We start from the raw sequence: 26,098 nt of genomic DNA, 5'->3' as shown, positions 1-26,098 counted from the left end.
CCGGGGGCGACCCCACGAGGTCTTCTATAATAGCGGCTGCACTTCTCCTGCGCCGTCGATGCGGCGCGAAGGCCCGTCTTGACTCCCGCATCCGCTCCTTCTCCCCAGACGCTGGCGCCTGCCCTGCGCGTGCGCGACCTGCGCAAGACCTACGACAACGGCGTGCAGGCCCTGCATGGCGTGTCGCTGGACGTGCTGCCCGGCGACTTCTTCGCCCTGCTGGGCCCCAACGGCGCCGGCAAGTCCACCCTGATCGGCATCATCAGCTCGCTGGTCAACCTCAGCGCCGGCCAGGTCGAGGTGTTCGGCACCGACCTGAGCAGCCAGCGCAGCGCGGCGATGCGCCTGATCGGCCTGGTGCCGCAGGAGATCAACTTCAACCTGTTCGAGAAACCCTTCGACATCCTGGTCAACTACGCCGGCTTCTACGGCATGCCGCGCGCCGAGGCCGAGCGTCTGGCCGAAGTAGAACTCAAGCGCGCGCACCTGTGGGAGAAGGCCCAGGTGATGAGCCGCACCCTGTCCGGCGGCATGAAGCGGCGGCTGATGATCGCCCGCGCGATGATGACCCGGCCGCGCCTGCTGATCCTGGACGAACCCACCGCCGGCGTGGACATCGAGATCCGCCGCGACATGTGGCGCGTGCTGCGCGAGATCAACGGCGCCGGCACCACCATCATCCTCACCACGCACTACCTGGAGGAAGCGGAGAGCCTGTGCCGCAACCTGGCGATCATCGACCGCGGCCGCATCGTCGAACAGGGGCCGATGCGCGCGTTGCTGGCCAAGCTGGACGTGGAAGGCTTCCTGCTGGACATCGATGGCGAACTGCCGGCACAGCTGCCGGCGATCGAGGGCACCACCCTGCTCGCCCAGGACGCGCACACCCTGGACCTGGACATGCCGCGGGCCATGGACCTCAACCGCGTGTTCGCCGCGCTGGGCGACGCCGGCATCCGTGTGCGCTCCATGCGCACCAAGAGCAATCGCCTGGAAGAACTGTTCGTGCGCCTCACCGGCGAGCACCGCGATGCCGCCACGGCCAGCGCCGGCGCCACGCCGCCGTCCGCCACTCCCTGATGCCCCCACGGCGACGACCATGACGACCCCGACCGATTCCACCCTCCCCGTTTCCGACGCCACCCCGGCCCAGCGCAACTGGATCGCGCTGGGCACCATCGTGCGCCGCGAGGTCAAGCGCATCCTGCGCATCTGGGGCCAGACCCTGGTGCCGCCGGCGATCACCATGACCCTGTACTTCCTGATCTTCGGCGGCCTGATCGGCTCGCGCGTGGGCGACATGGGCGGCTACAGCTACATGCAGTTCATCGTCCCCGGCCTGGTGATGATGAGCGTGATCCAGAACAGCTACGGCAACATCAGCTCCAGCTTCTTCGGCGCCAAGTTCGGCCGCCACGTCGAGGAACTGCTGGTCAGCCCCATGCCCAACTGGGTGATCCTCTGGGGCTACGTCGCCGGCGCCGTGCTGCGCGGGCTGATGGTCGGCGTGATCGTGCTGATCATCGCCATGTTCTTCACCCCGGTGCGCATCCCGCACCCACTGGTGACCCTGACCACGGTGCTGCTGGGCGCCACCATCTTCTCCCTGGCCGGCTTCATCAACGCGGTCTACGCGAAGAAGTTCGACGACGTGGCGATCGTGCCGACCTTCATCCTGACCCCGCTGACCTACCTGGGCGGCGTGTTCTACTCGGTCAAGCTGCTGCCCGGCTGGGCCGAGGCCGCCACCCACGCCAACCCGATCTTCTACATGGTCAACGCCTTCCGTTACGGCCTGCTCGGCAGCAGCGACGTGCCGGTGTGGGTGGCCTACAGCCTGATGCTGGGCTTCGTCGCGGTACTGGCGGCGCTGGCGCTGTGGTTGCTGCGGCGCGGGGTGGGGTTGCGGAGCTGACGTTCCGCGTCCTCCGCGCCCGAGTTGCAGACGGCTCACGCGCCCCAGGCCCCGCAGGCGGCGGCACCACCGGGACGCGTCCCTGCGTCGGCCCGGCTCAGAATCTCTGACAGCAAACCTGGGGCGGCGTCGCGCCGTCTGCCAGCTATGTCGTGATTTCACGGGCTTAGCCGAAGCAGGCGTCGCCAGCTTGCACCGTGTCGATACAAATCGCCGGCTGTCCCGCTTTGCGTCGCCGACCGCCTGCGCTCACTGGTCCGCGCCTGCGCAAACCAGTAAGCGCAGAGGCATTCGCGGATGGCATGACGCGCCACACGCCGCCATATTCCGCCACGCATCACACCCAAACCTGACGGTGCGCACGCCGCAACTGCACCGAATTCACAATTGTATATTCCATACGGGATCGCACGCGTCCAAAGTTTGACTCAATAATGTGATGCGAACCTAGTTAAGCGCCAATTTATTAACGCTAGTTTTCTTGTAACGGCAATAAGCCGACGCTACAGTGCACACGTCCGCTACACACCATCTCTTTACTGGACGTAAAGCGCGGGCCGGAGACCAGCTTCGTCTCCGTGAACGACTTCACTTAATGAACCCACTCGCCACACGTTGCCGCGGGGCACGCTTGTGTGTTGCCGGTAATTGGGCGATCGAGCCAAGGAGAGGAATCAGATGAAGATCCAACGCAAGCCCATCCGCTTCGGCCGCAAGCAGCAAGGCCAAGGCATGACCGAGTACATCATCATCGTGGCCCTGATCGCGATTGCGGCGATCGGCGTGTTCACGTTCTTCGGCGGCACCGTCCGCAGCCAGGTCGCCGGTATGGCGCAGGAGCTGTCGGGCAAGCAGGATGCCAGCCAGATGATCAACCGCGCTGGCACCAACGCCGGCAAGGCGCAGGCGCAGGCCGACAAAGACAAGGGCATGGCCGCTTACAACGGCAACAAGTAACGCTCTTGCCACCATCTGCCCGACGGCGGGCAGATGGTGGCCTGCCGTTGGTCGTACCGGCAGGAGCCGTCCGCAGGCTTCTGCGCATAGCTAGCTCTTCAATCCCATGGAACCAGCCGGGTCCGACGCATGCGTCGTGCCCTCGGCGTGGTGTTGCCCGAAGGAAGCCGTATGGTGATCATCGCCGCTGCCGATTCCTCGACCAGGACGGTCGCCCAAGGGCCGACCTGCGCTCGCGCCAGGATGCGAGGGCAGGCCATGCCGATGGTGCTGGTCTTCCTGATGGTGCTGTGCGTTGGCTTGCTGGTGACCTTCAACACCGGCCAGGTGGTCGGCAAGAAGGTCGAACTCACCAATGCCGCCGATGCCGCGGCGTACAGCATCGCCGTCGAGCAGGCGCGCGCGCGTAATTTCGCGGCGTATCTGAATCGTGGACGCGTCGCCAACGAAGTGGCGATCGCACAGGTGGTCAGTCTGAATTCCTGGCTGACCATGGTGCACTCCTCCTCGGTGCACTTCGAGAAGGTCGTAGAGGTCGCGGAAGTCTTGCTGTTCTGGGTGCCGGCTCTTGGTCAAGTCCTGATCGGCGTGGATCGCGCGATGACGGCGATCAACAGCGCCCTCAAGGTGTTTCGCCGGACTTTCCTGCAGGCAGCGACCACCACCATCGGCCTCTTGGATCAAACGTTCGACCATCCCTATGCGCTGGCCGCCGAAGCGGCCGTCGGCGATCTCACGTCCGAAGCCAACGTCTTCGCCATGGCCAGCAAAGTGGTCAAGGACAATGTGCCCGATGCCGATCTGACCGTGGTCGGCAAGGGCGTTCTGGCCAAGAACGTGCTTTCCGCAGGCAATCAGCTCGAAAGCTATAACCCGGGCGAACGCCGCGGTCTGACCAGTACCAACCAGGGTGGCGAGCGCTACCGCAATGTGGTGATGGCGTCGCGCGATACGTTCACGCGCGCGCGCGACGGCACCGCGTTCGGCATCTTCAACAACAACGGCGGCACCGACATGGTCGAGTACGACCGCTGGTCGGCCGTGGATACCTTCCAACTCAAGCTTCCGCTGCTCTTCACCACCCTCAAGATTCCGATTGGTTGGGCTGGAACGCAGGCGGTCAACAATCGCAAACCCAACTTCTTTCCCGGCATGAACAACGGGCGGGGATGGCGGTCGCCCTACGAAAACAATCGCACCTATCGGGCTTACAACGGCACCAAACGCAGCGACATCGCCGGCGCTTTCATCGAAGGCGACCCGGCCGTGATTCCGGACTTCAAGCGCAACGATGCGTTCATCAACAGCTACCGTTACGGCATCAGCCCACGCTATCGGGACGTCAAGGATGCGTACTCGCAGCAGCCCGACGGCGCGAATGCGGGGCCGATCTATACCGTCGAAGTCGGCACCCGGGTCGACAAGGCACGCACCAGCTCGGCGCTGAAGATCGGCAGTGGCCGAATGCAATTGAAGGACCAGGCACGCGGCGACCAATTGCGCGCGATGGCCAGTGCGCAGGTCTACTTCAACCGGCCCAGTGAACTCAGCGCGTTCCGGCGCTCGGTCTGGGGCAGAGGCGACAGCAAGTTCGAAAAAGGCAGTCTGTTCAGTCCGTATTGGCAGGCGCGCCTGGTGCAAACCCCCATTTCCGACCGCACACTTCTGGTAGCCGCTCCATGATGGTACTGACCAACCGATCCCGCGCTCTGGCACTTGCTTGCATGGCCTCGCTGGCGTCCACCGCCGGTTGCCAGTCGCACGATGCGACCGAGAGCGGCAGCGGCGGGGATTCCTCCTCCGAAAGCGGCGTCAAGTCGCTGCCCGCCCTGCATGTCGTGCTGACCTGGGAGTCGCGCATGGGAGGCGAGAATCTGGAGCGCAAGAACTACCAGGCGAAGCTGGAAGCCTGCCGTGGCTCCGGCATGCCCACGCGTGCGCTTTCGCCGCAGGACGAAGCCAAACTGGGAACCGGCGAGGTCGAGATCATGATCGACGCGCATCGGCAGTTTGCGCATCAGGTCAGTTGGACCCTCGGCGCCGATGGCGATAGCGCGCAGGCTGCGTGCATGGTCAAGCTCGAGGAGCACACGGACAAGGACGCCATCGAAGACGCGAACGGCATGTACATGGCCATCGACAGCAGTGCGCGCGCGCAGGAGCGCCAGACCGTGCAGGCCATCGGCTGGAAACTGGCTGGCGACGCTCAGGTCAAGGGACAGCCCTGCACGCGTTGGGAGAACGGCAAGCAGGAAGTGTGCATGTGGTCGGGCGGCAGCAAGTGGGGCTTTTCCGAATCGCCCGGCGATGCGGCCGGATGCACGATCGATGGTGCCGGTGCGTATCTGCAATCCATTCCGCTGGATGCCAAGCCCCTGCAGGGCGGCAACGGCTGCGTGCTGCAGGTCAAGTCGTTCAGTCTCGGCAGCGGTCTGATTCCTTCCAACGTGGCAGGTGAGAAAGAAGAAAACTAGGAGGACACAGGATGAAGACGACGCTCTTTACACCAGCGCGCAGGATGCGCGGACAGGGGATGGTGGAGTTGGCGGTGTGCGCCGCTGTGCTGGTGCCGCTGTTCCTGCTGATCCCGGTCGTCGCCAAGCTAGGGCATGGCAAGCAGATGGCGATGCAGGCGGCCCGCAACGCCGCTTGGGAAGCCAGCGTGGCCAAAAACTATCAGCCGGCCAGCCGCACCGTGCTGCAGAGCAAGGCGCTTGACCGCAACTTCGCCGATGCAGACGCGCCCATCACCAGCCGTACGTCCGGTGTCAGCACTGGGACGTTCTCCGACCAGATGCTCAACACTTTCTCGAACCAGAAGCTGCTGGAAAAGCGCGACCTGTCGGTCACGCGTACCGCCAACAGCGGCTCTCCCGGCTACCTCGACGACGCAGCGAAAATACTGCCGAAGAACTATTTCGACAATGCCTTCCCGCCCAACAAGAGCGGCTACGTCACTGCGGAAGTGACGCTGAACTATCGCGACCTGAAGACCGCAGATGGTCGACCTGCGCGCTTTCTCGAGCCACTGGACAACCTCAATCTGTCCGACAAGCGTCACCAGACACTGCTGACCGACGCCTGGAATGCCTCCGGACCGCGCAGTGGTGCGCGCAGCGTGATCGCCACGGTGCGTCCTCTGGCGCCGGTCTCCTACTTCGAGGGGCTGAACGGGGTCTTCGATCTGCTGAAGCCCTTGACACCGATCCTGCCCATGGTCGGCTCTCTCGGCGATCTCGAGCTGGGGGCGATCGAGCCGGATGTCGTGCCTGCGGACAAGCTCGCCAACTACCCGGTCAAGCCGGGCAAGCCATGAGTCCGCGCGTCTCCCACCGCTTGCTCGCAGGCGGGCTTGGCGCGCTCTTGTCGACGGCCGCGGCGCAGCAGGCGCATGCGCTGGACTGGCCGGAGGTTCCGGTCCCCGACCAGGCCTCGGGCGAGATCGTGTCCGAGCACATGCTCTACAACGGTATCGCCATGCGGGCCAGCCGCTTCCGTCTCGACCAATCGCCGAAGCAGGTCGAGCAGTTCTATCGCAAGGAGTGGGGCAACGCCGTCGTGACCACGCCGATGGGCAACAAGACCGTGCTCGGACACATGACCAAGAGCGGCTACTACATCACGGTGGAACTGAGTGGCGATGCCAATCGCACACAGGGCCAGATCGGCGTCATGGAAGTTCCCAAGAAGGATCTCCCCGCCGACGGCATCGGCAAGGGCTTCGGCCGGCTGCCCGATACGCAGGTCGCCGAGGACATCGTCTACATGGACACCCCGCGTCATGTCAGGACGCTGAGCATGCTCAACCGCTATACCCCGCTGCAGAACCAGCAGTACTACGCACGCTACTTTGCCGGGCAGGGCTATGCCCGCGACGGCTCCTCGTCGGCATGCACCGTGAGCAGCCCGCACTGCGTTTCCCGTTTCACCCGGCAGGACGATCGCGTCACCGTGACCTCGAGTCGCGGGCACACCGGTACCGTGATCGTCGCGGTGGTCGAATGAACGCGCACGCCCTGCCCGACCGACGCCTTCAGCGCGGTCAGTCCACGATCGAATACACCGTGGTGGTCATGGCGCTGGTGATCGTGCTGATCGCCAAGCCCGACGTGATCACCGAGGTGGTGACAGCCCTGAAAGATCTCTATGCCGCCTTCGTCTACGCCATCTCGGCGTCGGACGTGCTGGTGGGGTGATCCCCTTTCCTCGCGATGACCTGCCCGACGGCGCCTCTTCAATGCAGAAACCCAAACTCAGCAAGAACGTCCTTTTCATCCTGATCGCGGTGGTCATGGCCGGCCTGGCCGCCTTCATCGCAGTCAGCTACATACGTACCACCGTCGCCGAGCGCACCCAGGACAACCGACCGATGGTCGACGTTGCCGTACCGGTGAACGATTTGCCGCAGGGGGCGATCCTGCAGGGCAGCGATCTGGCCCTGCGCACGGTCCCGGCCGAGTTCGCGCCCGCCGATGCGGTCACGCCCGACAACCACACCCAGTTCGAAGGCCGAATGTTGCGGGCGCCGGCACGTGGCGGTGCGCCGCTGAGCGCCAGCGCCCTGGTCCCGCTGTACGACCAGTTCTCGCGGCTGATTCCCAAGGGCAAGGTCGCCTACACGATGAGCGTGGACGAGAACAATTCGATCTCGGGCATGATCGCGCCGGGCGACCTGATCGACATCTTCTTCGTCAAGGACGCCGCCACCAGCAGTGGCAGTGCCGGCAGCGCTGGCGGCCAGGGAGCGGGTGCACAGGTCTTCCCTCTGCTGCAGAAGATCAAGGTGCTCGCGGCCGGCAGCCGGATCGGCGAGGCGTCGACGCCGAAGGAAGGCGAGGAATCCAACACCTCCACCGGCTTTTCCAGCGTCACCCTGGAGCTGGACCAGTACCAGGCCAAGCAGCTGGCCGTTGCCTCCAAGGTGGGCGCGGTACGCGTGCTGCTGCGCGAAGTACAGGACACCTCGCCGGGTGCGGCGACGGGCATGAGCGAAAGTCAGTTGTTGCGATCGCTGGGATCGGGCGATCCGGCAAACACAGGCAGCGGAAGCAGCCGCGTTGAGTTCATCATTGGCGGAAAGGGTTAAGCATGACGCAAGCAACACGCCGTCGCAGGAGCAAGGCCGGGACATCGGCGCCATGGTTGGCCGGCTTGCTGCTGGCGGGCATCGGGGGATGGAACGCATCGGCACAACAGGCCGCCACCAACGCCGCAGCCGCACGGCCAGCCGCGCACACTGCGGCGCCGTCACCGGCGCCGGCAGCCGGACAGGCAGCGGATGCCACGTCGGCGGAACAGGCGCGACTGATGGCGCAAGGGCGCCAGGTCGACCAGCTCAAGCAGACAGTGGAATCGCAGATCCAGGAACTGGGCAACGGCGGCTCCTCGTCAGGCGGTGGCGGCGTCGCTCTGGCCGGCGACAAGAAGCCGTCGGTCGCCCCGCTGATCCAGCCGTCGCAAAGCATCTATGCGGGCGAGGCCGTGGTGCGGCGAGTGCCCGGGGCACTGCGCCGCATCGCGGTCGGCGACGGCGAAGTCCTGAGCGTCTTCTCGGTCGGCAAGTCCGAGCTGGTCATGATCGGCACCAAGCCCGGTGAGACCAACGTCCACCTGTGGATGGCCGATGGCAGCCAGCGCGACGTCAACGTGACGGTGGGTGGCAGCAAGTCCGAAGGTGCGGCCGAGACCGTGCGCGAACTGTTGGGCAATACGCCGGGCGTTACCGTGCGGGCCATCGGCTCCAATGTGGTGATCTCGGGCAACGACGTCGACGCGGCCACCACGGCCAAGATCCAGGCGTTGCAGAAGATCTATCCGCAGGTGTTGAACTTCGCCGGGGCCGACCCGGTGGGGATGCGGCCGATGGTACAGATGGACGTGTCCATCATGGAGTTCAACAAGAACGCCGTGGAGGATCTGGGCATTCGCTGGGACAGCACCATCGATGGTCCGATCGGCGGCCTCATCCGCGACGTGACCACGAACAATTACTTCCGCGTACTGCCGCAGGACAACCAGACCTTCCAGGACATCAAGGACCAGTTGCCCACCAAGCTGCCCGGGCCGCAGGGCTACTTCGGCATCGCCACCACGATCGCCTCGAAGATCAACCTGCTGATGAGCCGCGGCAAGGCCTGGGTGCTGGCGCAGCCCAAGCTGAGTGCCAAGAGCGGCAGCAACGCGACCTTCCTGGTCGGCGGCGAAGTGCCGATCGTGGTGCCGTCGATCCTTGGCCAGACCCAGATCGAGTACAAGGAGTACGGCATCCGCCTGAACATCAACCCGTCGGTCAACTCGTCCAATCAGGTGAATACCTCGATCATGGCCGAGGTCAGCCGGATCGATCCGTCGGTGTCGGTACAGGGCGTTCCCGGCTTCCTGACCCGGCGCGTCGAGACCGAACTGAACGTCAACGCCGGCCAGACCATCGTCATCTCCGGCCTGCTCGATCGGGAGGCCTCCAAGGCCGTGGACAAGCTGCCGCTGCTGGGCGACATCCCGATCCTGGGCAAGCTGTTCCGCTCCGATGGCTTCCGTGGCAACAAGACCGAACTGGTGATCTTCGTGACCCCGCGCATCGTCAGCCCGACCTCGCCGGAGAACCTGCAGGACCTGCAGCGCGCCGAAGGGATCGAGAAGGAGCTGCAGAACGAAATCAGCCCCCGGCAAGACAAGTTGATCAAGTAATCCCACCCACGGAGCGCAAGGTTCACCGCCATGTTCACAGTGCTGATCAATACGCCAGGAGGCGACACGCGTCAGGTCAAATGCATGCACCGCGAGTGCGGCATCGGCCGCGCCGATGCCAATCTGGTGATGCTGCAGGGCTGGAACATCGCCGGCAAACACGCCACCCTGCTGCGCGAGGACGAGGGCGTGTTCATCCTGCCCCTGGGCGGGCGCGAGCCGATCACGCTCAACGGCAAGGTGGTGCTGGCCAAGCAGGGGCCGATCGACGGCAAGGACGAGATCCGCATCGGCCAGTACATGCTGAAGGTCAGTGGCGACGATGCGCGCATCGTCCGGCAGACGCCTGCCGCCAACGACGGCGCTGCGACCAGGGCGGCAGAAGCGCCTGCGGCGGCGAGCGAGGCCGCCGCCGCTCCCCAGCCGACCGCGCCCGCGGCAACAGACATGGTGGTGGCTGGCCCGCCGCCGTCGGACATCGCCACCTGGCGCACCAAGCTGCATATGGCGCTGGTGCGGCAGATGGATCTGCGGCGCATGGACGTGCGCAGCATGGACGACAGCGCGCTGCGCGACAGCACCATCAACCTGATCGACGACATCCTCAAGCGCGAGTTCAGCGATCTGCCGGCGGACATCAGCCCACGCAGATTGGCCAAGCAGGTGCTGGACGAGGCGATCGGACTGGGGCCGCTGGAGGACCTGATCGACGATCCGACCGTCACCGAAATCATGGTCAATTCCCATGACGACATCTTCATCGAGCGTGCCGGGCGCATCCAGAAGTCCGACGTGGTGTTCTCCAACGAACGCGCCTGCCTGGCGGCGATCGAGCGGATCGTCACGCCCCTGGGGCGGCGCATCGACGAAAGCTCGCCGTTGGTCGACGCACGCCTGAAGGACGGCTCGCGCGTCAACGCGGTGATCCCGCCGGTCGCTCTGCGCGGGCCCAGTATCAGCATCCGCAAGTTCGCCACGCGTCGGCTGATGGGTGAGGATCTGCTGAAGTTCGGTTCACTGAACGAGGCGATGCTGGAGTTTCTGATCATGGCGGTGCGCGAGCGCCGCAACATCGTGGTGTCCGGCGGTACCGGCTCGGGCAAGACCACCCTGCTGAACATCCTGTCGAACTTCATCCCCGACGGCGACCGCGTGGTCACCATCGAGGACGCGGCCGAACTCAAACTGGTGCAGCCCAACCTGGTGGCACTAGAAGCCCGCCCGCCCAACATGGAGGGCAAGGGCCAGATCACCATCCGCGACCTGGTCAAGAACGCGTTGCGTATGCGCCCGGATCGGATCGTGGTCGGCGAGTGCCGCGGCGGCGAGTGTCTGGACATGCTGCAGGCGATGAATACCGGCCACGAAGGCTCGTTGACCACCGCGCACGCCAACAACCCTCGCGAGACGCTGTCGCGCCTGGAGGTGATGGTGATGATGGCCGGCATGGAGCTGCCGATGGTCGTGGTGCGCGAACAGATCGCGTCGGCGGTCAACCTGATCGTGCACCAGCGCCGTTATCCCTGCGGCTCGCGCAAGGTCAGCCACATCACCGAAATCACCGGCATCGAAAGCGGCACCATCCAGATGCAGGACCTGTTCCTGTTCAAGCCGACCACCTACCACGGCCCCGACGGCAAGGTCGCCGGCAATTTCGTGGCGACCGGTGCGGTGCCGGAGTTCTACGAGGAACTCGCCGAGCGCGGCGTGTCGGTGGATCTGGGCATCTTCCGCAACCAGGGAGGCGCGCGCTGATGGGCCTGTGGCTGATCGCCCTGCTGGTGTTTGCCGGGACCGCGATGGCCATCCTGCTGATCGCGCGCTCCAGCGAGCAGTTCCTGAAGCGCTACCGCGAAAGCTTCATGGACCAAGCCCGCATGAACCTCGCGGACATGTTCCTGTTCCTGGATCCGGCGCAGGTGTACATGATCAGCGCCATCGTGATGGTGATCATTCCGTTGCTGCTCTGGATGCTGACCGGCAGCCTGGTCATCGCGGTGCTGATCGGCATCTTCCTGATCTTCGCGCCCCGCAAGGTCTACGCGTTCCTGCGCAAGCGCAGGCTGGAGAAGATCCAGGAGCAGCTACCCGACGCGCTGCAGATGCTGTCCAGCAGCCTGCGTGCCGGCGTCGGCTTCGCGCCGGCGATGGAAGTGCTGGTCCACGATGGGCAACCGCCGCTGGCGCAGGAACTGGCGTTGGTCTTGCGCGAGCAGCACATGGGGCTTCGTGCCGAAGAGGCGATGGAGAACTTCAGCAAGCGCGTGCCCATTACCGATGCCGAACTGTTCGTCTCGGCGGTCAACATCTCGCGCGAAGTCGGCGGCAACCTGGCGGAAACCCTGGCGACCCTGGCCGAGACCCTGCGTCGACGCCTGACCATGGAGAAGAAGGTGAAGTCGCTGACCGCACAGGGCCGCCTGCAGGGCATCGTCATGGCGATGCTGCCGGTGTTCCTGATCGGCTATCTGAGCCTGATGTACAGCGAAACCATGCAGCCGATGTTCCATAGCTGGCACGGCTGGGTGGTGATCACCATCTGCCTGGTCATGGAATACCTGGGCTATCGTCTCTGCAAGAAGATCATGACGATCGACGTATGACCTGGATGCTCGTCCTCATCGCTCTTCTGGCTGCCGGCGCCGTTGCGCTGGTGGTGATCGGCACGCGCGGCGTGATCCGCGAGGTCGAACTGGAAGACCGCACCTACTACGACCCGCTACCGCGGCTGATGCAACTGATGTGGCCGTTGGTGACCGTGCTGACTCGGCGCATCGCGCCGCGCCTGAGCGTGGCGCAATTGGAACAGACCCATCGCCAGTTGCAGGCCGCCGGCCAGGACTACACGCTGACGCCGGAAGAGTTCTACGGCTTGCGCATGGCCAGCGCGCTGGTGGTGATCGCTTTTTTTCTGCTGTGCACCGGGATGCTCGGCCACCTGGGTATCGGCTCGGGCCTGATGTGCCTGCTGTTCGGCGGCGTGCTGGGCTGGCTGTACCCCGCGTTGTGGCTGGGCGAGCGGCGCAAGGCCCGGCAGAAGACCGTCGTGCGCGATCTGCCGGTCTACCTGGATTTCATCACCATGTCGGTCGAGGCCGGCCTGAACGTCACCGGCGGCATCGAGCAGGCGGTCGCCAAGGGGCCCGCAGGGGCGCTGTCGCAGGAGTTCTCGCGCATGCTGCGCGATCTGCGCGCCGGCCTGCCGCGCGCCGAGGCCTTACGGCGCATGGCCGAGCGCATGGACATCGCGCAGATCACCAGCTTCACCAGTGCGCTGATCCAGGCCGACAAGGTCGGCGCCAATTTGAGCGACACCTTGCGCGCGCAGGCCAATCAGCGTCGCGAGGAGCGCTTCCTGCGCGCCGAGAAGCTGGCGCTGGAAGCACCGGTGAAGATGATGCTGCCGCTGGTGATGTTCTTCTTCCCGCTGATCTTCCTGTTCCTGGGTTACTTCATCTACTTGAAGATGCTGCAGGAGGGGATCCTGTGAAGCGCGGATGCATCGAGCGCAGCGCCGGCAACCCGATCCCGCAGGTGTGGGCGGCGGATACCTGGTGGTCGCGCGCGCGCGGGCTGCTGGCGCGCCCGGCGCTGGCCGAGGATGGATCGGAAGCTTTGCTGATCCGGCCCTGCGCCAGCGTGCATACCATCGGCATGGGCTACCCGCTGGATCTGGTGTTCCTGGGCCACGACGATGTGGTGCTGGAGTGGCGCGAGAACGTCAGGCCGTATCGCACCGCGATGTGCCGGCGCGCCGCGGCCACCATCGAGTTCCATGGCGGTGCGCTGGACCGCCTGCAGCCGCAACGCGGCGAACACTGGCACTGGCGCGCCACCGCGCCGGCGCCTTCCTCTCCGGGAGTCCGGTCATGAAAGCACGCGTCCGCACTGTGCGCAGCCGCTCATCGATGCGCGGCCAATCCATGGTGGAACTGGTGATCATCACACCGGTGCTGCTGTTCCTGTTGCTTGCCGTCATCCAGGCCGTGCTGCTGTACCGCATGAAGTCCACGCTCGACTATGCCGCGCTGATGGCGGCGCGCGCGGGCGCGGTCAGCGGGGTGGACCGCATGGAGATGCGCAAGGGCTTCGCCAAGGGCATGATGCCGCTGTATGCCAACGACACGGGTCAAGCCGCGGTTGAAGTGGCATACGCGAAGGCGTTCGCCGACCTCACGCTGCATGGCCGCATCACGGTCATCAATCCGACGCGGGCCGCCTGGAGCAACTTCCGCGAACGCCAGTACAACGGCCAGTACGCGTTGCCCAACGACACGCTCGCGTATCGCAGCGATGCGGTCGGCAGCAGCGGCGTCAATGTGCAGGACGCCAACATCCTCAAGATCAAGGTGGTCTACGACGCGCCGCTGGTGGTCCCTTTTGTCGATTGGGTGTTGGGCGGAAAATCCCAGTACCTGAAGCCAGGCACGTTCGAATCGTCCCCGCTGCAGCCATTCACCAGGCGCTTGCCCATCGAGAGCTACGCCATCGTGCGCATGCAGTCGCCGATCTATACGCAGGGCAATCTGGACAAGTGATGCGTCGACAGACACGGCTGGCGTGCGTGATGGCGCTGTGCCAGGGGTTTGCCGGCGTGGTACACGCCGAGGACGCCGGGCTCGCTGGCGTAGCGCAGGTCACCACCAACGAGCTTGGCGGCCTGAGCCGGATCCAGCCGCGCGGCGCGGCGCAGCCGGCGACGGTGTTCTTTCGCGACGGCGCGCTGCGCATCCAGTTCCAGGATGCCGGCGGTCGGTCGTATGCCCTGATCCTCGCGAAGGATGCGCCGACCGGCTGGATCGTCGGCCAGCAGGGCGGTGCCATGCCGGTTCCCGGCATGCGCTGGCCGCTGCGTTTCGACCCGGAGCAGCCCTGTGCGGGCCTGGGCATGTTCGCCGACTGCCAGCGAGGCGACAGCGGCCTGCGCGCGGGCCGCTCCGCGGTGCAATGGCGCTATCGCCTGGCCAACCCGGACGGTCCTGGCAGGACCCGGCAAGGCACCATGTGGCTGGATCGCGAAACCGGCCTGGTGCTCGCCTATCGCGGCAAGACCGGGCTGGAACAGCAGCAGCAATGGGACATCCAGCGCGTCGACTACGGCCCGCAGCCGGACGCGTTGTTCCAGCCACCCGACCTCGCGCACTGATCCCGCTTCCACTGCGACCCAAGCACGCGTTGCCATCGTTGGTCGACGCGGATTCATCGTTCTGCAGCAAGATCGGTCGATCTCGCCGTTACACTAGTTTGGTTCGTCCCCCGACAAGGAGTATCTCTGTGAAAAGAGCAGTAGTGGCGACCTTGGCCCTGGCCGTCATCGCAAGTCTGAGCGCCTGCAAGAAGCATGAGCAGCAGCCCGCGCATCCCGACGATCAGGCGCCGGCCCCCGCGGCGACTGCCAGCAACACGCAGGACGCTCCCAAGCAGCAGGCTGCCGCCAATACGGCATTCGACCCGGCCAGCCTGCCGGTGTCCGACGTCCCGCTGGGAGACTTCCCCTACATCGCGCTGCCCACGGGCTATGTCACCAGCAGCACACCGGACGTCGCGGACTTCGACCAGGTGCCGTTCTGGACCGGCGATCGCCTGCAGCCGGTCGAGGGCAAGGTCTGGTCCGCGCACATCGATGCCGCACAGGGCAAGACCTTCTCGGATCTGGAACTGGAACGCAACATCGAGGCGGTCGTCACGGCACTTGGCGGCAAGAAGATCTTCGACGGCCGGATTCCCGAAGCGGCCACGCAGAAGATCAAGGAGTGGCCACGCGATGTCGCCACCAAGTACAACAGCGGCCTGGGCGATGTCTGGAACAACCCGACGCAGGTGTTCGTGGTGCATCGCGCCGATCGCGATATCTGGATCCACCTGTGCAGCTACCAGTTCGGTGGCGGCCTGCTGATCGCCGAGACCAAGCCGCTGCAGGTCACCGCCAGCCTGCTGCCGGCCAGCGAACTGAAGACGCAGATCGACAAGACCGGCAAGGTGGCGCTGCACGTCAACTTCGCCACCGACAAGACTGACATCCTGCCCGATTCGCAACCGCAGATCGCCCAGGTCGTGCAGCTGCTCAAGCAGGATGCGGCGTTGAAGCTGGCCGTCAACGGTTATACCGACGGCACCGGCGATGCCGCGCACAACAAGACGCTGTCGGAAGGCCGCGCCAAGGCGGTGGTCGCGGCCCTGGTTGCGCAGGGCATCGATGCGTCGCGGCTGAGCGCAGCCGGCTTCGGCGATGCCGATCCGGTGGCGGACAATGCGACCGAACAAGGCAAGTCGCAGAACCGCCGCGTCGAGTTGGTGAAGAAGAGCTGAGCCACACTGGTCACCGCTGCGTGCGGTCACCTGACGGCGCGTGCGGCGCGCGATACGGCGCAACGGCATAGCAGGTTGCGTCGCATCGTCGATCGCACTGCATACACGCTCGTTTGCCGGCATGCGTTCCCACGGTCGGACGCGTCCCACCCCATGGCGATCCACGTCTCATGCGTATCCTGATTCTCGGTGCCGGCGCGACCGGCGGTTACTTCGGCGGACGCCTGGCCCAGGCCGGCGTCGATGTCAGCTTCCTGGTGCGGCCGCCGCGGGCCGCGCGCCTGCAGCGCGACGGTCTGCGCATCCGCAGTCCGCGCGGCGATGCGACCATCGCGGTGAACACGCTCACCGCCGAAATGCTGCCCGGCGCGGCGCAGGCGCGGCCGTTCGATCTGGTGCTGCTCAGCTGCAAGGCCTACGACCTGGACAGTGCGCTGGACGCGGTGGCGCCGGCCGTGCACGACGGCACCAGCGTGTTGCCGATCCTCAACGGCCTGCGCCACTACCGGGCGCTGGATGCGCGCTTCGGTGCGGAACGGGTGATCGGCGGGCTGTGCTTCATCAGTGCGGTGCTCGATGCCGATGGCGCGATCCAGCACCTGGCCAAGCCGGCCTCGCTGACCTTCGGCGAGCGCGATGGCCGCGGCGCCGACAGCGCGCGCGTGCGCGCCCTGGCGGATGCATGCACGCAAGCCGACGTGGATCACCTGGCCACGCCGTGGATCGCGCAGGAGCAATGGATCAAGTACACCTTCCTCACCGCGCTGGCCGCAGCCACCTGCCTGATGCGAGCGCCGATCGGGCGCATCGTCGCCAGCGACGACGGCGTGGCGCTGGTGCGTGGCCTGTATGCCGAGTGCACGGCGGTGGCCGCAGCCGCGGGCGAACCGGTGCCCGAGGCGGCGCAGGCCAGTGCGCTGCAGTTGCTGACCCACCCCGGATCGCCGATGAAGGCGTCGATGCTGCGCGACCTGGAAGCCGGGCAGCAGGTGGAAGCGCAACAGATCGTCGGCGACATGCTCGCCCGCGCCCGCGCCGCCGGGCACGAGGCACCGCTGCTGATGGCCGCGTACTGTCACCTGCAGGCCTACCAGGCCGGCCTTCCCGCGCGCTGACGCGCACTGCGCGCGGTCGGCGCGGCAATTCCCCTTCGCGCCCGCGATGGCGCGCTGCGCGCCGCCGCGGACAATCGCGCGCCCTGACCGCGGGACGGCCACGCGTCTTCGCGTGCCGCTGACGCGCCTGGCGCCTATGCTCGCCCACCACACAGGGGCAAGCGACGGGCACGCGCATGGAAAAACTGTTCCGCGGCGGGCATTTCCTCATCATCCTGCTGTTCCTGCTGTGCGCGGCCGGGCTGATCTGCATGGCCGTGCTCGAGCTCTGGTACGGCCTGACGCCGGGCGGCGAACTGGTGGTGCGCGACCGCTTCAACGTGGTGCTGGAAGCGATCGGGTTGCTCACCGTGGCGCTGGTGACCCTGGAGCTGGGCCAGACCATCTACGAGGAAGAGGTGCAGCGCGACGTCAAGGTCAGCGGACCGACCCGGGTGCGCCGCTACCTGTCGCGGTTCTTCGTGGTCATCGTCATCGCCCTGGCGATCGAGACCCTGGTGTCGATCTTCGAACTGATGCACGACGACCCGGCCAAGCTGCCCTACGCCGCCGCGGTCGGCCTGTGCGCGGCGCTGCTGCTGGTCGCCTGGGGCGTGTTCGTCAAGCTCAACCGCAGCGCCGAGGAACTGGAGCCGGAAGCCATGGCCGAGGCCAAGCGCGAAGACGCGCAGGTCGAGTGAGGCGGGCGGCTGCCGCTCGGCAGGCCGCATTGCGCTTCTCGTAGGAGCGGCTTCAGCCGCGACGACGCCTTGCCGGTAACGCCCGGTCGCGGCTGAAGCCGCTCCTACACCTGTTTACCCGCCGGCGCCTGCCCTCAAGCCGGCGTCGGCAGGCGGAAGAACGTCCGCGCGGCGGCAGTGCTGGCGGCGGCGACCGTCGCCACGTCCTCGCCGCGATCGCGCGCCAGCTCCTCGACGATGTGCGCCAGGAACGCCGGTTCGTTGCGCCGGTCCTTGGGCGTGGGCTTGAGCGTGCGCGGCAGCAGGTACGGCGCGTCGGTCTCGATCATCAACCGGTTGGCGGGAATGTGCTTCACCAGCTCGCGCAGGTGCGCGCCGCGGCGCTCGTCGCACAGCCAGCCGGTGATGCCGACGTACCAGTCGCGATCCAGGTAGTCGAACAGTTCCTCGCGGCTGCCGGTGAAGCAGTGCACCACCGCCGGGCCGAGCTTGCCGTCGAACTGGCGCATCAGTGCCATGAAGTCGGCATGCGCGTCGCGCTGGTGCAGGAACAGCGGCTTGCCGGTGTCCACCGCCAGTTGCAGTTGCCGCTCGAACGCGCGGTGCTGTGCCGGCCGCGGCGAGAAGTCGCGGAAGTAGTCCAGGCCACACTCGCCCACCGCCACTACCTCGGCGTGCATGTGCAGCGCGCGCATTTCGGCGTCGCACTCGGCGGTGTACTCCACCGCGTGGTGCGGATGCACGCCGGCGGTGGCGTACAGCAGGCCCGGATGCTGCTGCGCCAACTGCAATGCCAGCGGCGAGTGTTCGCGGCTGGCACCGGTGACCACCAACTGCGCGACGCCGGCGGCGCGGGCGCGCTGCAGTACGGCGTCGCGGTCGCGATCGAAGGACTCGTGGGTGAGGTTGGCGCCGATGTCGATCAGGGTCATGCGGTTGCGCGGGAATCAGCCGGGAAAGACGCCGATTGTACGGGGCCGGCCCAGAACGCCGCTCTACAGCGGCGCGGCGGCCCCGTATCCTTGGCCGATGACGTCCGCCGTGTTTCCGATCGATCCGCTGCTGCCGCAGATCCGCGACAGCCTCGCCGCCCATCCGCGCCTGGTGCTGGAAGCCCCGCCCGGCGCCGGCAAGACCACCCAGGTGCCGCCGGCGCTGCTCGATGCGCCCTGGCTGCAGGGCCGGCGCATCGTCATGCTGGAACCGCGCCGGGTCGCCGCGCGCAGTGCCGCCACCTTCATGGCCCGGCAGCGCGACGAAGCGCCGGGCGAGACCGTGGGCTACCGCATCCGCTTCGAGAACAAGGTCTCCGCCCGCACCCGCATCGAGGTGGTCACCGAGGGCATCCTGACCCGCATGCTGCAGGACGACCCGATGCTTGAGGGCGTCGGCGCGCTGCTGTTCGACGAATTCCACGAGCGCCACCTGGCCGCGGACCTGGGCCTGGCGCTGGCCCTGGACGTGCAGGCGCAGGTACGCGAGGACCTGCGCATCGTGGTGATGTCGGCCACGCTGGACGGCGAGCGCCTGGCGCAGTTCCTCGACGCGCCGCGGCTGTCCAGCGCCGGGCGCAGTTTCCCGGTGGAGATCGCGCACTTCCCGGCGCGACGCGAGGAATCCCTGGAAGCGCAGGCCCGGCGCGCGGTGGAGCATGCGCTGCAGCAGCATCCGGGCGACGTGCTGGTGTTCCTGCCCGGGCAGCGCGAGATCGGGCGGGTGCAGGCGGCGCTGGCGGCGGTGGGGGTTGGCGTCGAGGGGGCATCCGCCGCCGCGTCGAGCGTTGCCCCAGCAGACACCACTTCCGGCGCCCCCTCATCCGGCGCTGCGCGCCACCTTCTCCCGGAGGGAGAAGAAGGCGGGGTCGAGGTGTTGCCGTTGCACGGCGAGTTGCCGGTGGAGCAGCAGAGCAAAGTGCTGCAGCCCGATCCGCAGGGGCGGCGGCGCGTGGTGCTGGCGACCAACGTCGCCGAGTCCTCGGTGACGCTGCCCGGGGTGCGCGTGGTGATCGACGCCGGGCTGGCCCGCGAGCCGCACTACGATCCCAACAGCGGCTTCTCGCGGCTGGACGTGGCCGCCATCGCCCAGGCCTCGGCCGATCAGCGCGCCGGCCGCGCCGGCCGTGTCGCCAGCGGCTGGGCCTACCGGCTGTGGCCGCAGTCGCAGCGCCTGGAGGCGCAGCGCCGCGCCGAGATCCTGCAGGTGGAACTCGCCGGGCTGGCACTGGAACTGGCCGCCTGGGGCAGCGATGGCCTGCGCTTCGTCGATCCGCCGCCGCCCGGCGCACTGGCCGCCGCCCGCGAGCTGCTGCAGCGGCTGGGCGCACTCGGCGCGAACGGCACCATCACCGCCAGCGGCCGGCGCATGCTCGCGCTGGGCACCCATCCGCGCCTGGCGGCGATGCTGCTGGCCGCCGGCGATGCGCGCGCGCAGGCGCTGGCCTGTGACCTCGCCGCCCTGATCGAAGCGCGCGACCCGCTGCGCCAGGGCGGCGATGCGCTGGCCGCACGCTGGCGCGCCCTGGCCGCGTTCCGCCGCGGCCGCGTCCCGCACGACGCCAACCGCGGCGCGCTGGCGGCGATCGACGCGGCCGCCAAGCAGTGGCGGCGGCGCCTGCGCAGCGATGCCGCTGCGCCGGACAGCGTAGAGGCGCATGCGCTCGGCGATCTGCTGGCCCATGCCTTTCCTGACCGCATCGGTACCCGCCACCCGAACGATCCGCTGCGCTACCTGCTAGCCAACGGCCGCAGCGCGCGCCTGTTCGACAACAGCGACCTGCGCGGCGAGCCCTGGCTGGTCGCCACCGAACTGCGCCACGAGGCCAAGGACGCACTGCTGCTGCGCGCCGCGCCGGTGGACGAGACCTACCTGCGCGCGCAATTCCCGCAGCGCTTCGCGCAAGAAGACGTGGTGCGCTGGGATCCCGAACGGCGCGCACTGAGCGCGCTGCGCGAGACCCGCTTCGATCGCATCGTGCTCGACAGCCGCCCCGCCGGCCGCGTCGAGCCGGCGCAGGCGGCCGCGGCGCTCACCGAGGCGGTACGCGAACTGGGGCTGCAGGCGCTGCCCTGGAGCGAGGGCCTGGCGCAGTGGCGCGCGCGGGTGGCCGGGCTGCGCCAGTGGATGCCGGAACTGGACCTGCCGGACCTGGGCGATGCCGCGCTGCTGGACAGCCTCGACGACTGGCTGCGCCCGGCCTTCGCCAACAAGACCCGGCTCGACGCGCTCGGCGAGGACGCGCTGGGCGAGGCGCTGAAGGCGCGGCTGCCGTGGGACCGGCGCCAGGCCATCGACCGCCATGCCCCGGTGCGCATCGCCGTGCCCTCGGGCATGGAACGGCGCATCGACTACAGCGTGGACCACGCCGGACAGCCGCAGCCGCCGGTGCTGGCGGTCAAGCTGCAGGAACTGTTCGGCCTGGCCGACACCCCGCGCATCGCCGACGGCCGCGTGCCGCTGCTGCTGCACCTGCTCTCGCCCGGCGGCCGGCCGCTGCAGGTCACCCAGGACCTGCGCAATTTCTGGTCCAGCACCTATCCGGAAGTGAAGAAGGAAATGAAGGGGCGCTACCCGCGCCACCCCTGGCCGGACGATCCCTGGACTGCCACCGCCAGCCATCGCGCTAAGCCACGCGGTACCTAGCGCCTATGCCCGATTCCCGGGCATGCCACGCCGTGACAGCGCGGTTGTACCGGGCAGAGAGAGGATGTGGACGACGCGGCCGCGGACACACGCAACATGGTCGATCGGGCCGAGTATGCAGACGCAAGGCCAACGCCGCGCCGCTCGAATCGACGACAAGCCAGACCGCGCACGCAGCACCGGCAGCGCGTCGCAGATCCAACGCTGCGCAGGCCGGGGTGGATCGCGCGTTGCCACCCACGTCCCCGCATTCAGCCGGCAGACGAATCCGCGGCGCTGCGCTAACGCCCCGTATACGGCACGGGGGCGACACTGCAGGCCTTCATTCCTGCCAGTAGGGGACGCCCATGAGCAAGCTGACCATCATCACCGACCGCGCCCTGGATTTCGCCAGCCACGCCGGCGACAGCCTCAAGCATCTCGGCCCGCAGGCGAACAAGTGGCTGCAGTCGGGCAAGGCGGTGAGCGCGCTCAAGGCCGGCGCCGCGCTGGGTGCGGTGAAGACCGGCACCAAGGTCGCGCGCACTGCGGTGCGCCGCAACCCGGCCGTGGCCATCGCCGCCGCCGCGGTGGGCGTGGGCCTGCTCGGCTACGCCATCTACCGCAAGCGCCAGCGCGACAAGGGCACGCCGATCGAAGGCAATGCGCAGCGCATCGAAGCCGCCAGCAAGCGCGGCAACGTCGGTGCGCGCCGCAGCGCCGCCAGCACTCGTGGCACGCGCCGCAACGCGGCAGCGCAGGACGCCACCGAAGAGTGAGATCCGCGCACTGCCGCTGACGGCAGCCGCAGCATGAAACGCAGCGACCGAGAGACATCCCGGTCGCTTTTTTTTTATGGAGTCGCTGCGCCCCGCTCTTCCAACGTAGGAGCGGCTTCAGCCGCGACCGACGGGTTACCGAGATTCCCATGTCGCGGCTGAAGCCGCTCCTACGCATGGCTCGGCACAACACGCACTACAGCGCGCGCCAGGCCCCAGGCGCCAACCCGTCCACCCGGTGCGCGCCCATCGCCGCGCGCACCAGGCGCAGCGTCGGCAGGCCGACCGCCGCGGTCATCCGCCGCACCTGGCGGTTGCGGCCTTCGCGCAGCACGATCTGCAGCCAGGCATCGGGCACGCGCTTGCGGAAGCGCACCGGCGGATCGCGTGGCCACAGCGATGGCGGCGCGTCCAGCAGCGCCACCTCGGCCCGCGCGGTCGGGCCATCGTTCAACAGCACGCCGTCGCGCAGGCGCTGCAACTGCTCCGGTTGCGGTGCGCCCTCCACCTGCACCCAATAGGTCTTGGGCTGCTTGTGCCGCGGATCGGTGAGGCGGTGCGCCAGCGCGCCGTCATCGGTCAGCAGCAGCAGGCCCTCGCTGTCGTAGTCCAGGCGTCCGGCCGCATACACGTCGGCAGGCAGGCCGAACTCGGCCAGGGTCCGCCGCGGCGGCGTACTGCGGTCGGTGAACTGGCACAGCACGTTGAAGGGCTTGTTGAAGGCGATCAGCATCGGCGGGAACGGCAGTGGGCCTGCGCCGCACGGTGCGGCGCAGGCATTGTCCCATGCCCCGGCGGCGCGCCGCCCGCGCGCCAGCTCAGCGCTTGACGAACTTCAGGGTCATCCGGTCGCTCTCGCCGATCGCCTGGTACTTGGCGTCGTCGGCGGCCTCGTGCTGGTTGCTCGGCGGCAGCGTCCACACGCCGCCAGGATAGTCCTTGCTGTCGCGTGGATTGGCGTTGACCTCGCTCTTGCCGGCCAGCTTGAAGCCGGCCGCCTCGGCCATGGCGATCACCTGCCCCTGGCCGACATAACCGCTCTTGTCGTCCGCCGGCACGTCGGCCTTGGCGCGGTGCTCGACCACGCCGAGCACGCCGCCGGGCTTGAGCACTTGGTAGAAGCCCTTGAACATGCCCTCGGCCTGGCCGGCCATGCGCCAGTTGTGCACGTTGCGGAAGGTCAGCACCAGATCGGCCGAGCCGGGCGGGCCGAACACCGGCGCGTTCGGGGCATACGCGACGATGCGCGCGCGATCGTACTGGGCCGGCGCCGCGGCGAACTTCTGTTCCAGGCCGGCGCGCGCCTTTTGCTGGTAGTCGCGGCCGCGCCCTTCCGGCACGGCCGCCGGATCGACCACGGCGGCGATGTACTGGCCGCGCTCGCGCAGGTACGGCGCGAGGATCTCCGAATACCAGCCGCTGCCCGGGGTGACCTCGATCACCGTCTGGGTCGGCTTGATACCGAAGAACGCCAGCGTCTGCCCGGGGTGGCGATAGGCGTCGCGGGCGACGTTGGCGCGGTCGCGCCAGCTGCCGTTGATGGCCGTCTGCAGCGATGCATCCGGCGCTGGCAGCGTCGCGGTGTCGGCGGGCTTGATCGCCTGCGCCGCGGGGGCGAGCAAGGCGGTGGCGATGGCCAGGGTGCAGGCGCAGGCGAGCGAGGTTCGAAGCGTCATGGCAGGCATCCGCAAGAGAGGTGGCGCGAGCCTAGCATGCGACCCGGCAAGGCCGAATGTTGCACTCCCGTTAGCGCGGATCACGCTGGCGGAACGCTGTTTTCGCGAGCATTTGACGGTTGCCAAACCCCTGGCGACTATCCTGTCGCCTTTCCCCACAGTGGAGCGTTTTCCATGCTGCACACGCGCGAACTCGGCCGCTCCGGCCTGCATGCGGCACCGTTGGCGTTCGGCGGCAACGTGTTCGGCTGGAGCGCCGACGCCAAGACCTCCTTCGCCCTGCTCGACGCCTTCGTCGAGGCCGGCTGCAACCTCATCGACACCGCCGACATCTACTCGGCCTGGGTGCCCGGCAACCACGGCGGCGAATCGGAAACGCTGATCGGGCAGTGGCTCAAGCGCAGCGGCAAGCGCGACAAGGTGCTGATCGCGACCAAGGTCGGCAAGTGGGCCGAGCGCCCGGGCCTGTCCGCCGACAACATCGCCGCTGCCGCAGAGGACTCGCTGCAGCGCCTGCAGACCGACGTCATCGATCTGTACCAGGCGCACGAAGACGACGATTCGGTACCGCTGGAAGCGACGCTGGCGGCGTTCGGGCGGCTGATCGAACAGGGCAAGGTGCGCGCGATCGGCGCCTCCAACTACAACGCCGCGCGCCTGCGCGAGGCATTGAACGTCTCCGCGCAGTACGGCCTGCCCCGCTACGAGACGCTGCAGCCGGAGTACAACCTGTACGACCGCGCCGGCTACGAGGCCGAGTTGGAGCCGCTGGTGCGCGAACAGGGCCTGGGCGTGCTGTGCTACTACGCGCTGGCCAGCGGCTTCCTCAGCGGCAAATACCGCCGCGCCGAAGACGCCGGCAAGAGCCAGGCACGCGGCGCCAGCGTGGTCGCGCGCTATCTCAACGCGCGCGGCCTGCGCATCCTCGCCGCGCTGGACGACATCGCCGGCAAGCATGCCGCCACGCCCACGCAGGTGGCGCTGGCCTGGTTGATGGCGCGGCCCGGCATCGTCGCGCCGATCGCCAGCGCGACCAGCCTGGACCAGTTGCAGGACCTGCTCGCCGCCGCGCGCCTGCAGCTGTCGGCCGAAGACATCGCGCAATTGAATACCGCAAGTGAGGAAACCGCATGACCGCCCCCACCCAGACCACCCGTATCGTGCTCGCCTCGCGCCCGCAGGGCGCGCCGGGCACCGACAACTTCCGCACCGAGCAGGCGCCGCTGGCGCCACCTGGCCCGGGCCAGGTGCTGCTGCGCAACCGCTGGCTGTCGCTGGACCCGTACATGCGCGGGCGCATGAGCGATGCGCCGTCCTACGCGCCGCCGGTGCAGCTGGGCGAGACCATGGTCGGCAGCACCGTGGCCGAGGTGCTGCAATCCAATTCCCCCGACCACGCGCCGGGCGATCTGGTGCTGGTGCAGAACGGCGGCTGGCAGACCCATCTGGTCGTCGACGGCGCCAGCCTGCGGCGCAAGCTCGATCGCGACTCGCCGCTGCCGCCGAGCACCGCGCTCGGCGTGTACGGCATGCCCGGCTTCACCGCCTATGCCGGCCTGCACGAGATCGGCAAGCCGCAGCCCGGCGAGACCGTCGCGGTGGCCGCGGCCACCGGCCCGGTCGGCGCGACGGTGGCGCAGATCGCCAGGCTGCGTGGGGCGAAGGTGATCGCCATCGCCGGGGGCGCGGAGAAATGCCGCTACCTGCGCGAGGAACTGGGCGTGGACGTGGCCCTGGACCACCGCGCCAAGGACTTCGCCGAGCAGTTGCGCGCCGCCGCGAGCGACGGCATCGACGTGTACTTCGAGAACGTCGGCGGCCACGTGTTCGATGCCGTGCTGCCACTGCTCAACGACTTCGCGCGGGTGCCGGTGTGCGGCACCATCGCCACCTACAACGCCAACGGCGCCCCGCCGCCGGGGCCGGACCGGCTGCCGGCGCTGATGGGCCAGGTGCTGCGCCAGCGCCTGACCTTGCGCGGCTTCATCGTCGGCGACTTCGTCAAGCTGTACCCGGAGTTCCTGCGCGAGATGGGCGCGTGGCTGGCCGAGGGCCGTGTGCGCTATCGCGAACACGTGGTGGACGGGCTGGAGAACGCCCCGCAGGCCTTCATCGACATGCTCAGCGGCGGCAACTTCGGCAAGCTGGTGGTGCGGTTGGGCGACTGAGGCGAGATGTCCCGTAGGAGCGGCTTCAGCCGCGACCGGGCTTCCATGGGAACGCCCGGTCGCGGCTGAAGCCGCTCCTACGAGACGCATGGGGTTCATCCGCTACAGGGTGGATTGCGGCCCTCGCGCGCACCGCGGCATCGACGCCCGCGGATGCAGCCACTACCATCGGACGCATTGCCGCCGCCGCCGCT

Annotated in this window: 26 protein-coding genes; 23 read left to right on the top strand and 3 right to left on the bottom strand. The window is 67.6% G+C overall.

Annotation, left to right across the window (positions count from 1 at the left end; genetic code table 11):
- The first annotated feature begins 78 nt into the window (after positions 1–78).
- The 19 genes from NUG21_RS01825 to NUG21_RS01735 all read left to right on the top strand — a co-directional run bounded on the left by NUG21_RS01825 (position 79) and on the right by NUG21_RS01735 (position 17,663).
- The gene (locus NUG21_RS01825) at positions 79–1,080 is read left to right on the top strand and encodes an ABC transporter ATP-binding protein (RefSeq protein WP_184502838.1); all 1,002 of its coding nucleotides are present in this window, start codon (positions 79–81) and stop codon (positions 1,078–1,080) included.
- Between the two features lie 19 nt (positions 1,081–1,099).
- Entirely contained in the window at positions 1,100–1,915 is an 816-nt protein-coding gene (locus tag NUG21_RS01820) for an ABC transporter permease (protein WP_019795950.1), read from the top strand.
- A 678-nt stretch (positions 1,916–2,593) separates the two neighbouring features.
- Entirely contained in the window at positions 2,594–2,872 is a 279-nt protein-coding gene (locus NUG21_RS01815; protein ID WP_017907702.1) for a hypothetical protein, read from the top strand.
- A 171-nt stretch (positions 2,873–3,043) separates the two neighbouring features.
- Positions 3,044–4,555, top strand: coding sequence for a pilus assembly protein TadG-related protein (locus NUG21_RS01810; protein ID WP_242081461.1), 1,512 nt, complete (start codon positions 3,044–3,046; stop codon positions 4,553–4,555).
- Complete coding sequence (locus tag NUG21_RS01805; protein WP_263392108.1) at positions 4,552–5,346, top strand: hypothetical protein; 795 nt, start codon at positions 4,552–4,554, stop codon at positions 5,344–5,346. The genes NUG21_RS01810 and NUG21_RS01805 overlap by 4 nt, the downstream gene beginning before the upstream one ends.
- A gap of 11 nt (positions 5,347–5,357) precedes the next feature.
- Positions 5,358–6,188, top strand: a complete 831-nt coding sequence (locus tag NUG21_RS01800; RefSeq protein WP_242081463.1) for a TadE family protein — start codon at positions 5,358–5,360, stop codon at positions 6,186–6,188.
- Positions 6,185–6,877: a hypothetical protein gene (locus tag NUG21_RS01795; protein WP_242081464.1), complete on the top strand. Its 693-nt coding sequence runs from the start codon at positions 6,185–6,187 to the stop codon at positions 6,875–6,877. The genes NUG21_RS01800 and NUG21_RS01795 overlap by 4 nt, the downstream gene beginning before the upstream one ends.
- Positions 6,874–7,068, top strand: a complete 195-nt coding sequence (locus NUG21_RS01790; protein WP_160946803.1) for a hypothetical protein — start codon at positions 6,874–6,876, stop codon at positions 7,066–7,068. The genes NUG21_RS01795 and NUG21_RS01790 overlap by 4 nt, the downstream gene beginning before the upstream one ends.
- 41 nt (positions 7,069–7,109) lie before the next feature.
- Positions 7,110–7,958 (top strand): Flp pilus assembly protein CpaB, encoded by an 849-nt coding sequence (cpaB, locus tag NUG21_RS01785; protein ID WP_019795942.1) that lies wholly within the window; start codon positions 7,110–7,112, stop codon positions 7,956–7,958.
- A gap of 221 nt (positions 7,959–8,179) precedes the next feature.
- Complete coding sequence (locus tag NUG21_RS01780; protein ID WP_160946805.1) at positions 8,180–9,559, top strand: type II and III secretion system protein family protein; 1,380 nt, start codon at positions 8,180–8,182, stop codon at positions 9,557–9,559.
- A 30-nt stretch (positions 9,560–9,589) separates the two neighbouring features.
- The gene (locus NUG21_RS01775) at positions 9,590–11,314 is read left to right on the top strand and encodes a TadA family conjugal transfer-associated ATPase (RefSeq protein ID WP_242081466.1); all 1,725 of its coding nucleotides are present in this window, start codon (positions 9,590–9,592) and stop codon (positions 11,312–11,314) included.
- A complete protein-coding gene (locus tag NUG21_RS01770) occupies positions 11,314–12,162 on the top strand; it encodes a type II secretion system F family protein (RefSeq protein WP_263392107.1) in 849 nt (282 codons plus the stop codon). The genes NUG21_RS01775 and NUG21_RS01770 overlap by 1 nt, the downstream gene beginning before the upstream one ends.
- The gene (locus NUG21_RS01765) at positions 12,159–13,049 is read left to right on the top strand and encodes a type II secretion system F family protein (RefSeq protein ID WP_019795943.1); all 891 of its coding nucleotides are present in this window, start codon (positions 12,159–12,161) and stop codon (positions 13,047–13,049) included. The genes NUG21_RS01770 and NUG21_RS01765 overlap by 4 nt, the downstream gene beginning before the upstream one ends.
- Entirely contained in the window at positions 13,046–13,432 is a 387-nt protein-coding gene (locus NUG21_RS01760; protein ID WP_019795944.1) for a DUF192 domain-containing protein, read from the top strand. The genes NUG21_RS01765 and NUG21_RS01760 overlap by 4 nt, the downstream gene beginning before the upstream one ends.
- Positions 13,429–14,097, top strand: coding sequence for a TadE family protein (locus tag NUG21_RS01755; RefSeq protein ID WP_160946807.1), 669 nt, complete (start codon positions 13,429–13,431; stop codon positions 14,095–14,097). Before NUG21_RS01760 ends, NUG21_RS01755 begins: the two co-directional genes overlap by 4 nt.
- A complete protein-coding gene (locus NUG21_RS01750; protein ID WP_184502835.1) occupies positions 14,097–14,705 on the top strand; it encodes a hypothetical protein in 609 nt (202 codons plus the stop codon). The genes NUG21_RS01755 and NUG21_RS01750 overlap by 1 nt, the downstream gene beginning before the upstream one ends.
- 128 nt (positions 14,706–14,833) lie before the next feature.
- Positions 14,834–15,868, top strand: coding sequence for an OmpA family protein (locus NUG21_RS01745; RefSeq protein WP_242081470.1), 1,035 nt, complete (start codon positions 14,834–14,836; stop codon positions 15,866–15,868).
- Positions 15,869–16,038: 170 nt separating this feature from the next.
- Positions 16,039–16,983 carry a 2-dehydropantoate 2-reductase gene (gene panE / locus NUG21_RS01740; protein ID WP_263392106.1) on the top strand — a complete coding sequence of 315 codons (945 nt, stop codon included), beginning with the start codon at positions 16,039–16,041 and terminating at the stop codon, positions 16,981–16,983.
- Positions 16,984–17,159: 176 nt separating this feature from the next.
- On the top strand, positions 17,160–17,663 hold the full coding sequence (locus NUG21_RS01735; RefSeq protein ID WP_019798367.1) for a hypothetical protein: 504 nt from the start codon (positions 17,160–17,162) through the stop codon (positions 17,661–17,663).
- Between the two features lie 134 nt (positions 17,664–17,797).
- On the opposite strand, the gene NUG21_RS01730 is transcribed toward NUG21_RS01735, so the two are convergent.
- Positions 17,798–18,595, bottom strand: a complete 798-nt coding sequence (locus tag NUG21_RS01730) for a TatD family hydrolase (protein WP_263392105.1) — start codon at positions 18,593–18,595, stop codon at positions 17,798–17,800.
- Positions 18,596–18,692: 97 nt separating this feature from the next.
- On the opposite strand from NUG21_RS01730, the gene hrpB reads away from it, so the two are divergent.
- Both hrpB and NUG21_RS01720 read left to right on the top strand, forming a co-directional pair.
- Positions 18,693–21,302 carry an ATP-dependent helicase HrpB gene (gene hrpB, locus NUG21_RS01725; protein WP_263392104.1) on the top strand — a complete coding sequence of 870 codons (2,610 nt, stop codon included), beginning with the start codon at positions 18,693–18,695 and terminating at the stop codon, positions 21,300–21,302.
- A gap of 347 nt (positions 21,303–21,649) precedes the next feature.
- Positions 21,650–22,060, top strand: a complete 411-nt coding sequence (locus NUG21_RS01720) for a hypothetical protein (RefSeq protein ID WP_263392103.1) — start codon at positions 21,650–21,652, stop codon at positions 22,058–22,060.
- Positions 22,061–22,256: 196 nt separating this feature from the next.
- On the opposite strand, the gene NUG21_RS01715 is transcribed toward NUG21_RS01720, so the two are convergent.
- Together NUG21_RS01715 and NUG21_RS01710 are read right to left on the bottom strand one after the other, a co-directional pair.
- Positions 22,257–22,793 (bottom strand): pseudouridine synthase, encoded by a 537-nt coding sequence (locus tag NUG21_RS01715; RefSeq protein ID WP_263392102.1) that lies wholly within the window; start codon positions 22,791–22,793, stop codon positions 22,257–22,259.
- A gap of 85 nt (positions 22,794–22,878) precedes the next feature.
- Positions 22,879–23,736 carry a class I SAM-dependent methyltransferase gene (locus NUG21_RS01710; RefSeq protein WP_263392101.1) on the bottom strand — a complete coding sequence of 286 codons (858 nt, stop codon included), beginning with the start codon at positions 23,734–23,736 and terminating at the stop codon, positions 22,879–22,881.
- A gap of 174 nt (positions 23,737–23,910) precedes the next feature.
- Here NUG21_RS01710 and NUG21_RS01705 point away from each other — a divergent pair, with 174 nt between their 5' ends.
- Together NUG21_RS01705 and NUG21_RS01700 are read left to right on the top strand one after the other, a co-directional pair.
- A complete protein-coding gene (locus NUG21_RS01705) occupies positions 23,911–24,870 on the top strand; it encodes an aldo/keto reductase (protein ID WP_160946813.1) in 960 nt (319 codons plus the stop codon).
- Positions 24,867–25,904 carry an NADPH-dependent curcumin/dihydrocurcumin reductase gene (locus NUG21_RS01700; RefSeq protein WP_263392100.1) on the top strand — a complete coding sequence of 346 codons (1,038 nt, stop codon included), beginning with the start codon at positions 24,867–24,869 and terminating at the stop codon, positions 25,902–25,904. Before NUG21_RS01705 ends, NUG21_RS01700 begins: the two co-directional genes overlap by 4 nt.
- Positions 25,905–26,098 lie beyond the last annotated feature (194 nt).

Origin of the sequence: Xanthomonas sp. CFBP 8445, from assembly GCF_025666235.1 — a bacterium.
Classification (GTDB): Bacteria; Pseudomonadota; Gammaproteobacteria; order Xanthomonadales; family Xanthomonadaceae; genus Xanthomonas_A; species Xanthomonas_A indica.
This window is presented reverse-complemented; position numbering and strand designations above follow the sequence as displayed.

Excerpts from the sequence above, each read along its gene's own strand:
- NUG21_RS01700 (WP_263392100.1), top strand. The coding sequence starts at position 24,867 with ATGACCGCCCCCACCCAGACCACCCGTATCGTGCTCGCCTCGCGCCCG.
- NUG21_RS01750 (WP_184502835.1), top strand. The coding sequence starts at position 14,097 with ATGCGTCGACAGACACGGCTGGCGTGCGTGATGGCGCTGTGCCAGGGG.
- NUG21_RS01715 (WP_263392102.1), bottom strand. The coding sequence starts at position 22,793 with ATGCTGATCGCCTTCAACAAGCCCTTCAACGTGCTGTGCCAGTTCACC.
- NUG21_RS01820 (WP_019795950.1), top strand. The coding sequence starts at position 1,100 with ATGACGACCCCGACCGATTCCACCCTCCCCGTTTCCGACGCCACCCCG.
- NUG21_RS01720 (WP_263392103.1), top strand. The coding sequence starts at position 21,650 with ATGAGCAAGCTGACCATCATCACCGACCGCGCCCTGGATTTCGCCAGC.
- NUG21_RS01790 (WP_160946803.1), top strand. The coding sequence starts at position 6,874 with ATGAACGCGCACGCCCTGCCCGACCGACGCCTTCAGCGCGGTCAGTCC.
- NUG21_RS01800 (WP_242081463.1), top strand. The coding sequence starts at position 5,358 with ATGAAGACGACGCTCTTTACACCAGCGCGCAGGATGCGCGGACAGGGG.
- NUG21_RS01755 (WP_160946807.1), top strand. The coding sequence starts at position 13,429 with ATGAAAGCACGCGTCCGCACTGTGCGCAGCCGCTCATCGATGCGCGGC.
- NUG21_RS01765 (WP_019795943.1), top strand. The coding sequence starts at position 12,159 with ATGACCTGGATGCTCGTCCTCATCGCTCTTCTGGCTGCCGGCGCCGTT.
- NUG21_RS01775 (WP_242081466.1), top strand. The coding sequence starts at position 9,590 with ATGTTCACAGTGCTGATCAATACGCCAGGAGGCGACACGCGTCAGGTC.
- cpaB (WP_019795942.1), top strand. The coding sequence starts at position 7,110 with ATGCAGAAACCCAAACTCAGCAAGAACGTCCTTTTCATCCTGATCGCG.
- NUG21_RS01735 (WP_019798367.1), top strand. The coding sequence starts at position 17,160 with ATGGAAAAACTGTTCCGCGGCGGGCATTTCCTCATCATCCTGCTGTTC.
- NUG21_RS01705 (WP_160946813.1), top strand. The coding sequence starts at position 23,911 with ATGCTGCACACGCGCGAACTCGGCCGCTCCGGCCTGCATGCGGCACCG.
- panE (WP_263392106.1), top strand. The coding sequence starts at position 16,039 with ATGCGTATCCTGATTCTCGGTGCCGGCGCGACCGGCGGTTACTTCGGC.
- NUG21_RS01815 (WP_017907702.1), top strand. The coding sequence starts at position 2,594 with ATGAAGATCCAACGCAAGCCCATCCGCTTCGGCCGCAAGCAGCAAGGC.
- NUG21_RS01770 (WP_263392107.1), top strand. The coding sequence starts at position 11,314 with ATGGGCCTGTGGCTGATCGCCCTGCTGGTGTTTGCCGGGACCGCGATG.
- NUG21_RS01810 (WP_242081461.1), top strand. The coding sequence starts at position 3,044 with ATGGTGATCATCGCCGCTGCCGATTCCTCGACCAGGACGGTCGCCCAA.
- NUG21_RS01805 (WP_263392108.1), top strand. The coding sequence starts at position 4,552 with ATGATGGTACTGACCAACCGATCCCGCGCTCTGGCACTTGCTTGCATG.
- NUG21_RS01730 (WP_263392105.1), bottom strand. The coding sequence starts at position 18,595 with ATGACCCTGATCGACATCGGCGCCAACCTCACCCACGAGTCCTTCGAT.
- NUG21_RS01710 (WP_263392101.1), bottom strand. The coding sequence starts at position 23,736 with ATGACGCTTCGAACCTCGCTCGCCTGCGCCTGCACCCTGGCCATCGCC.
- NUG21_RS01795 (WP_242081464.1), top strand. The coding sequence starts at position 6,185 with ATGAGTCCGCGCGTCTCCCACCGCTTGCTCGCAGGCGGGCTTGGCGCG.
- NUG21_RS01780 (WP_160946805.1), top strand. The coding sequence starts at position 8,180 with ATGGCGCAAGGGCGCCAGGTCGACCAGCTCAAGCAGACAGTGGAATCG.
- hrpB (WP_263392104.1), top strand. The coding sequence starts at position 18,693 with ATGACGTCCGCCGTGTTTCCGATCGATCCGCTGCTGCCGCAGATCCGC.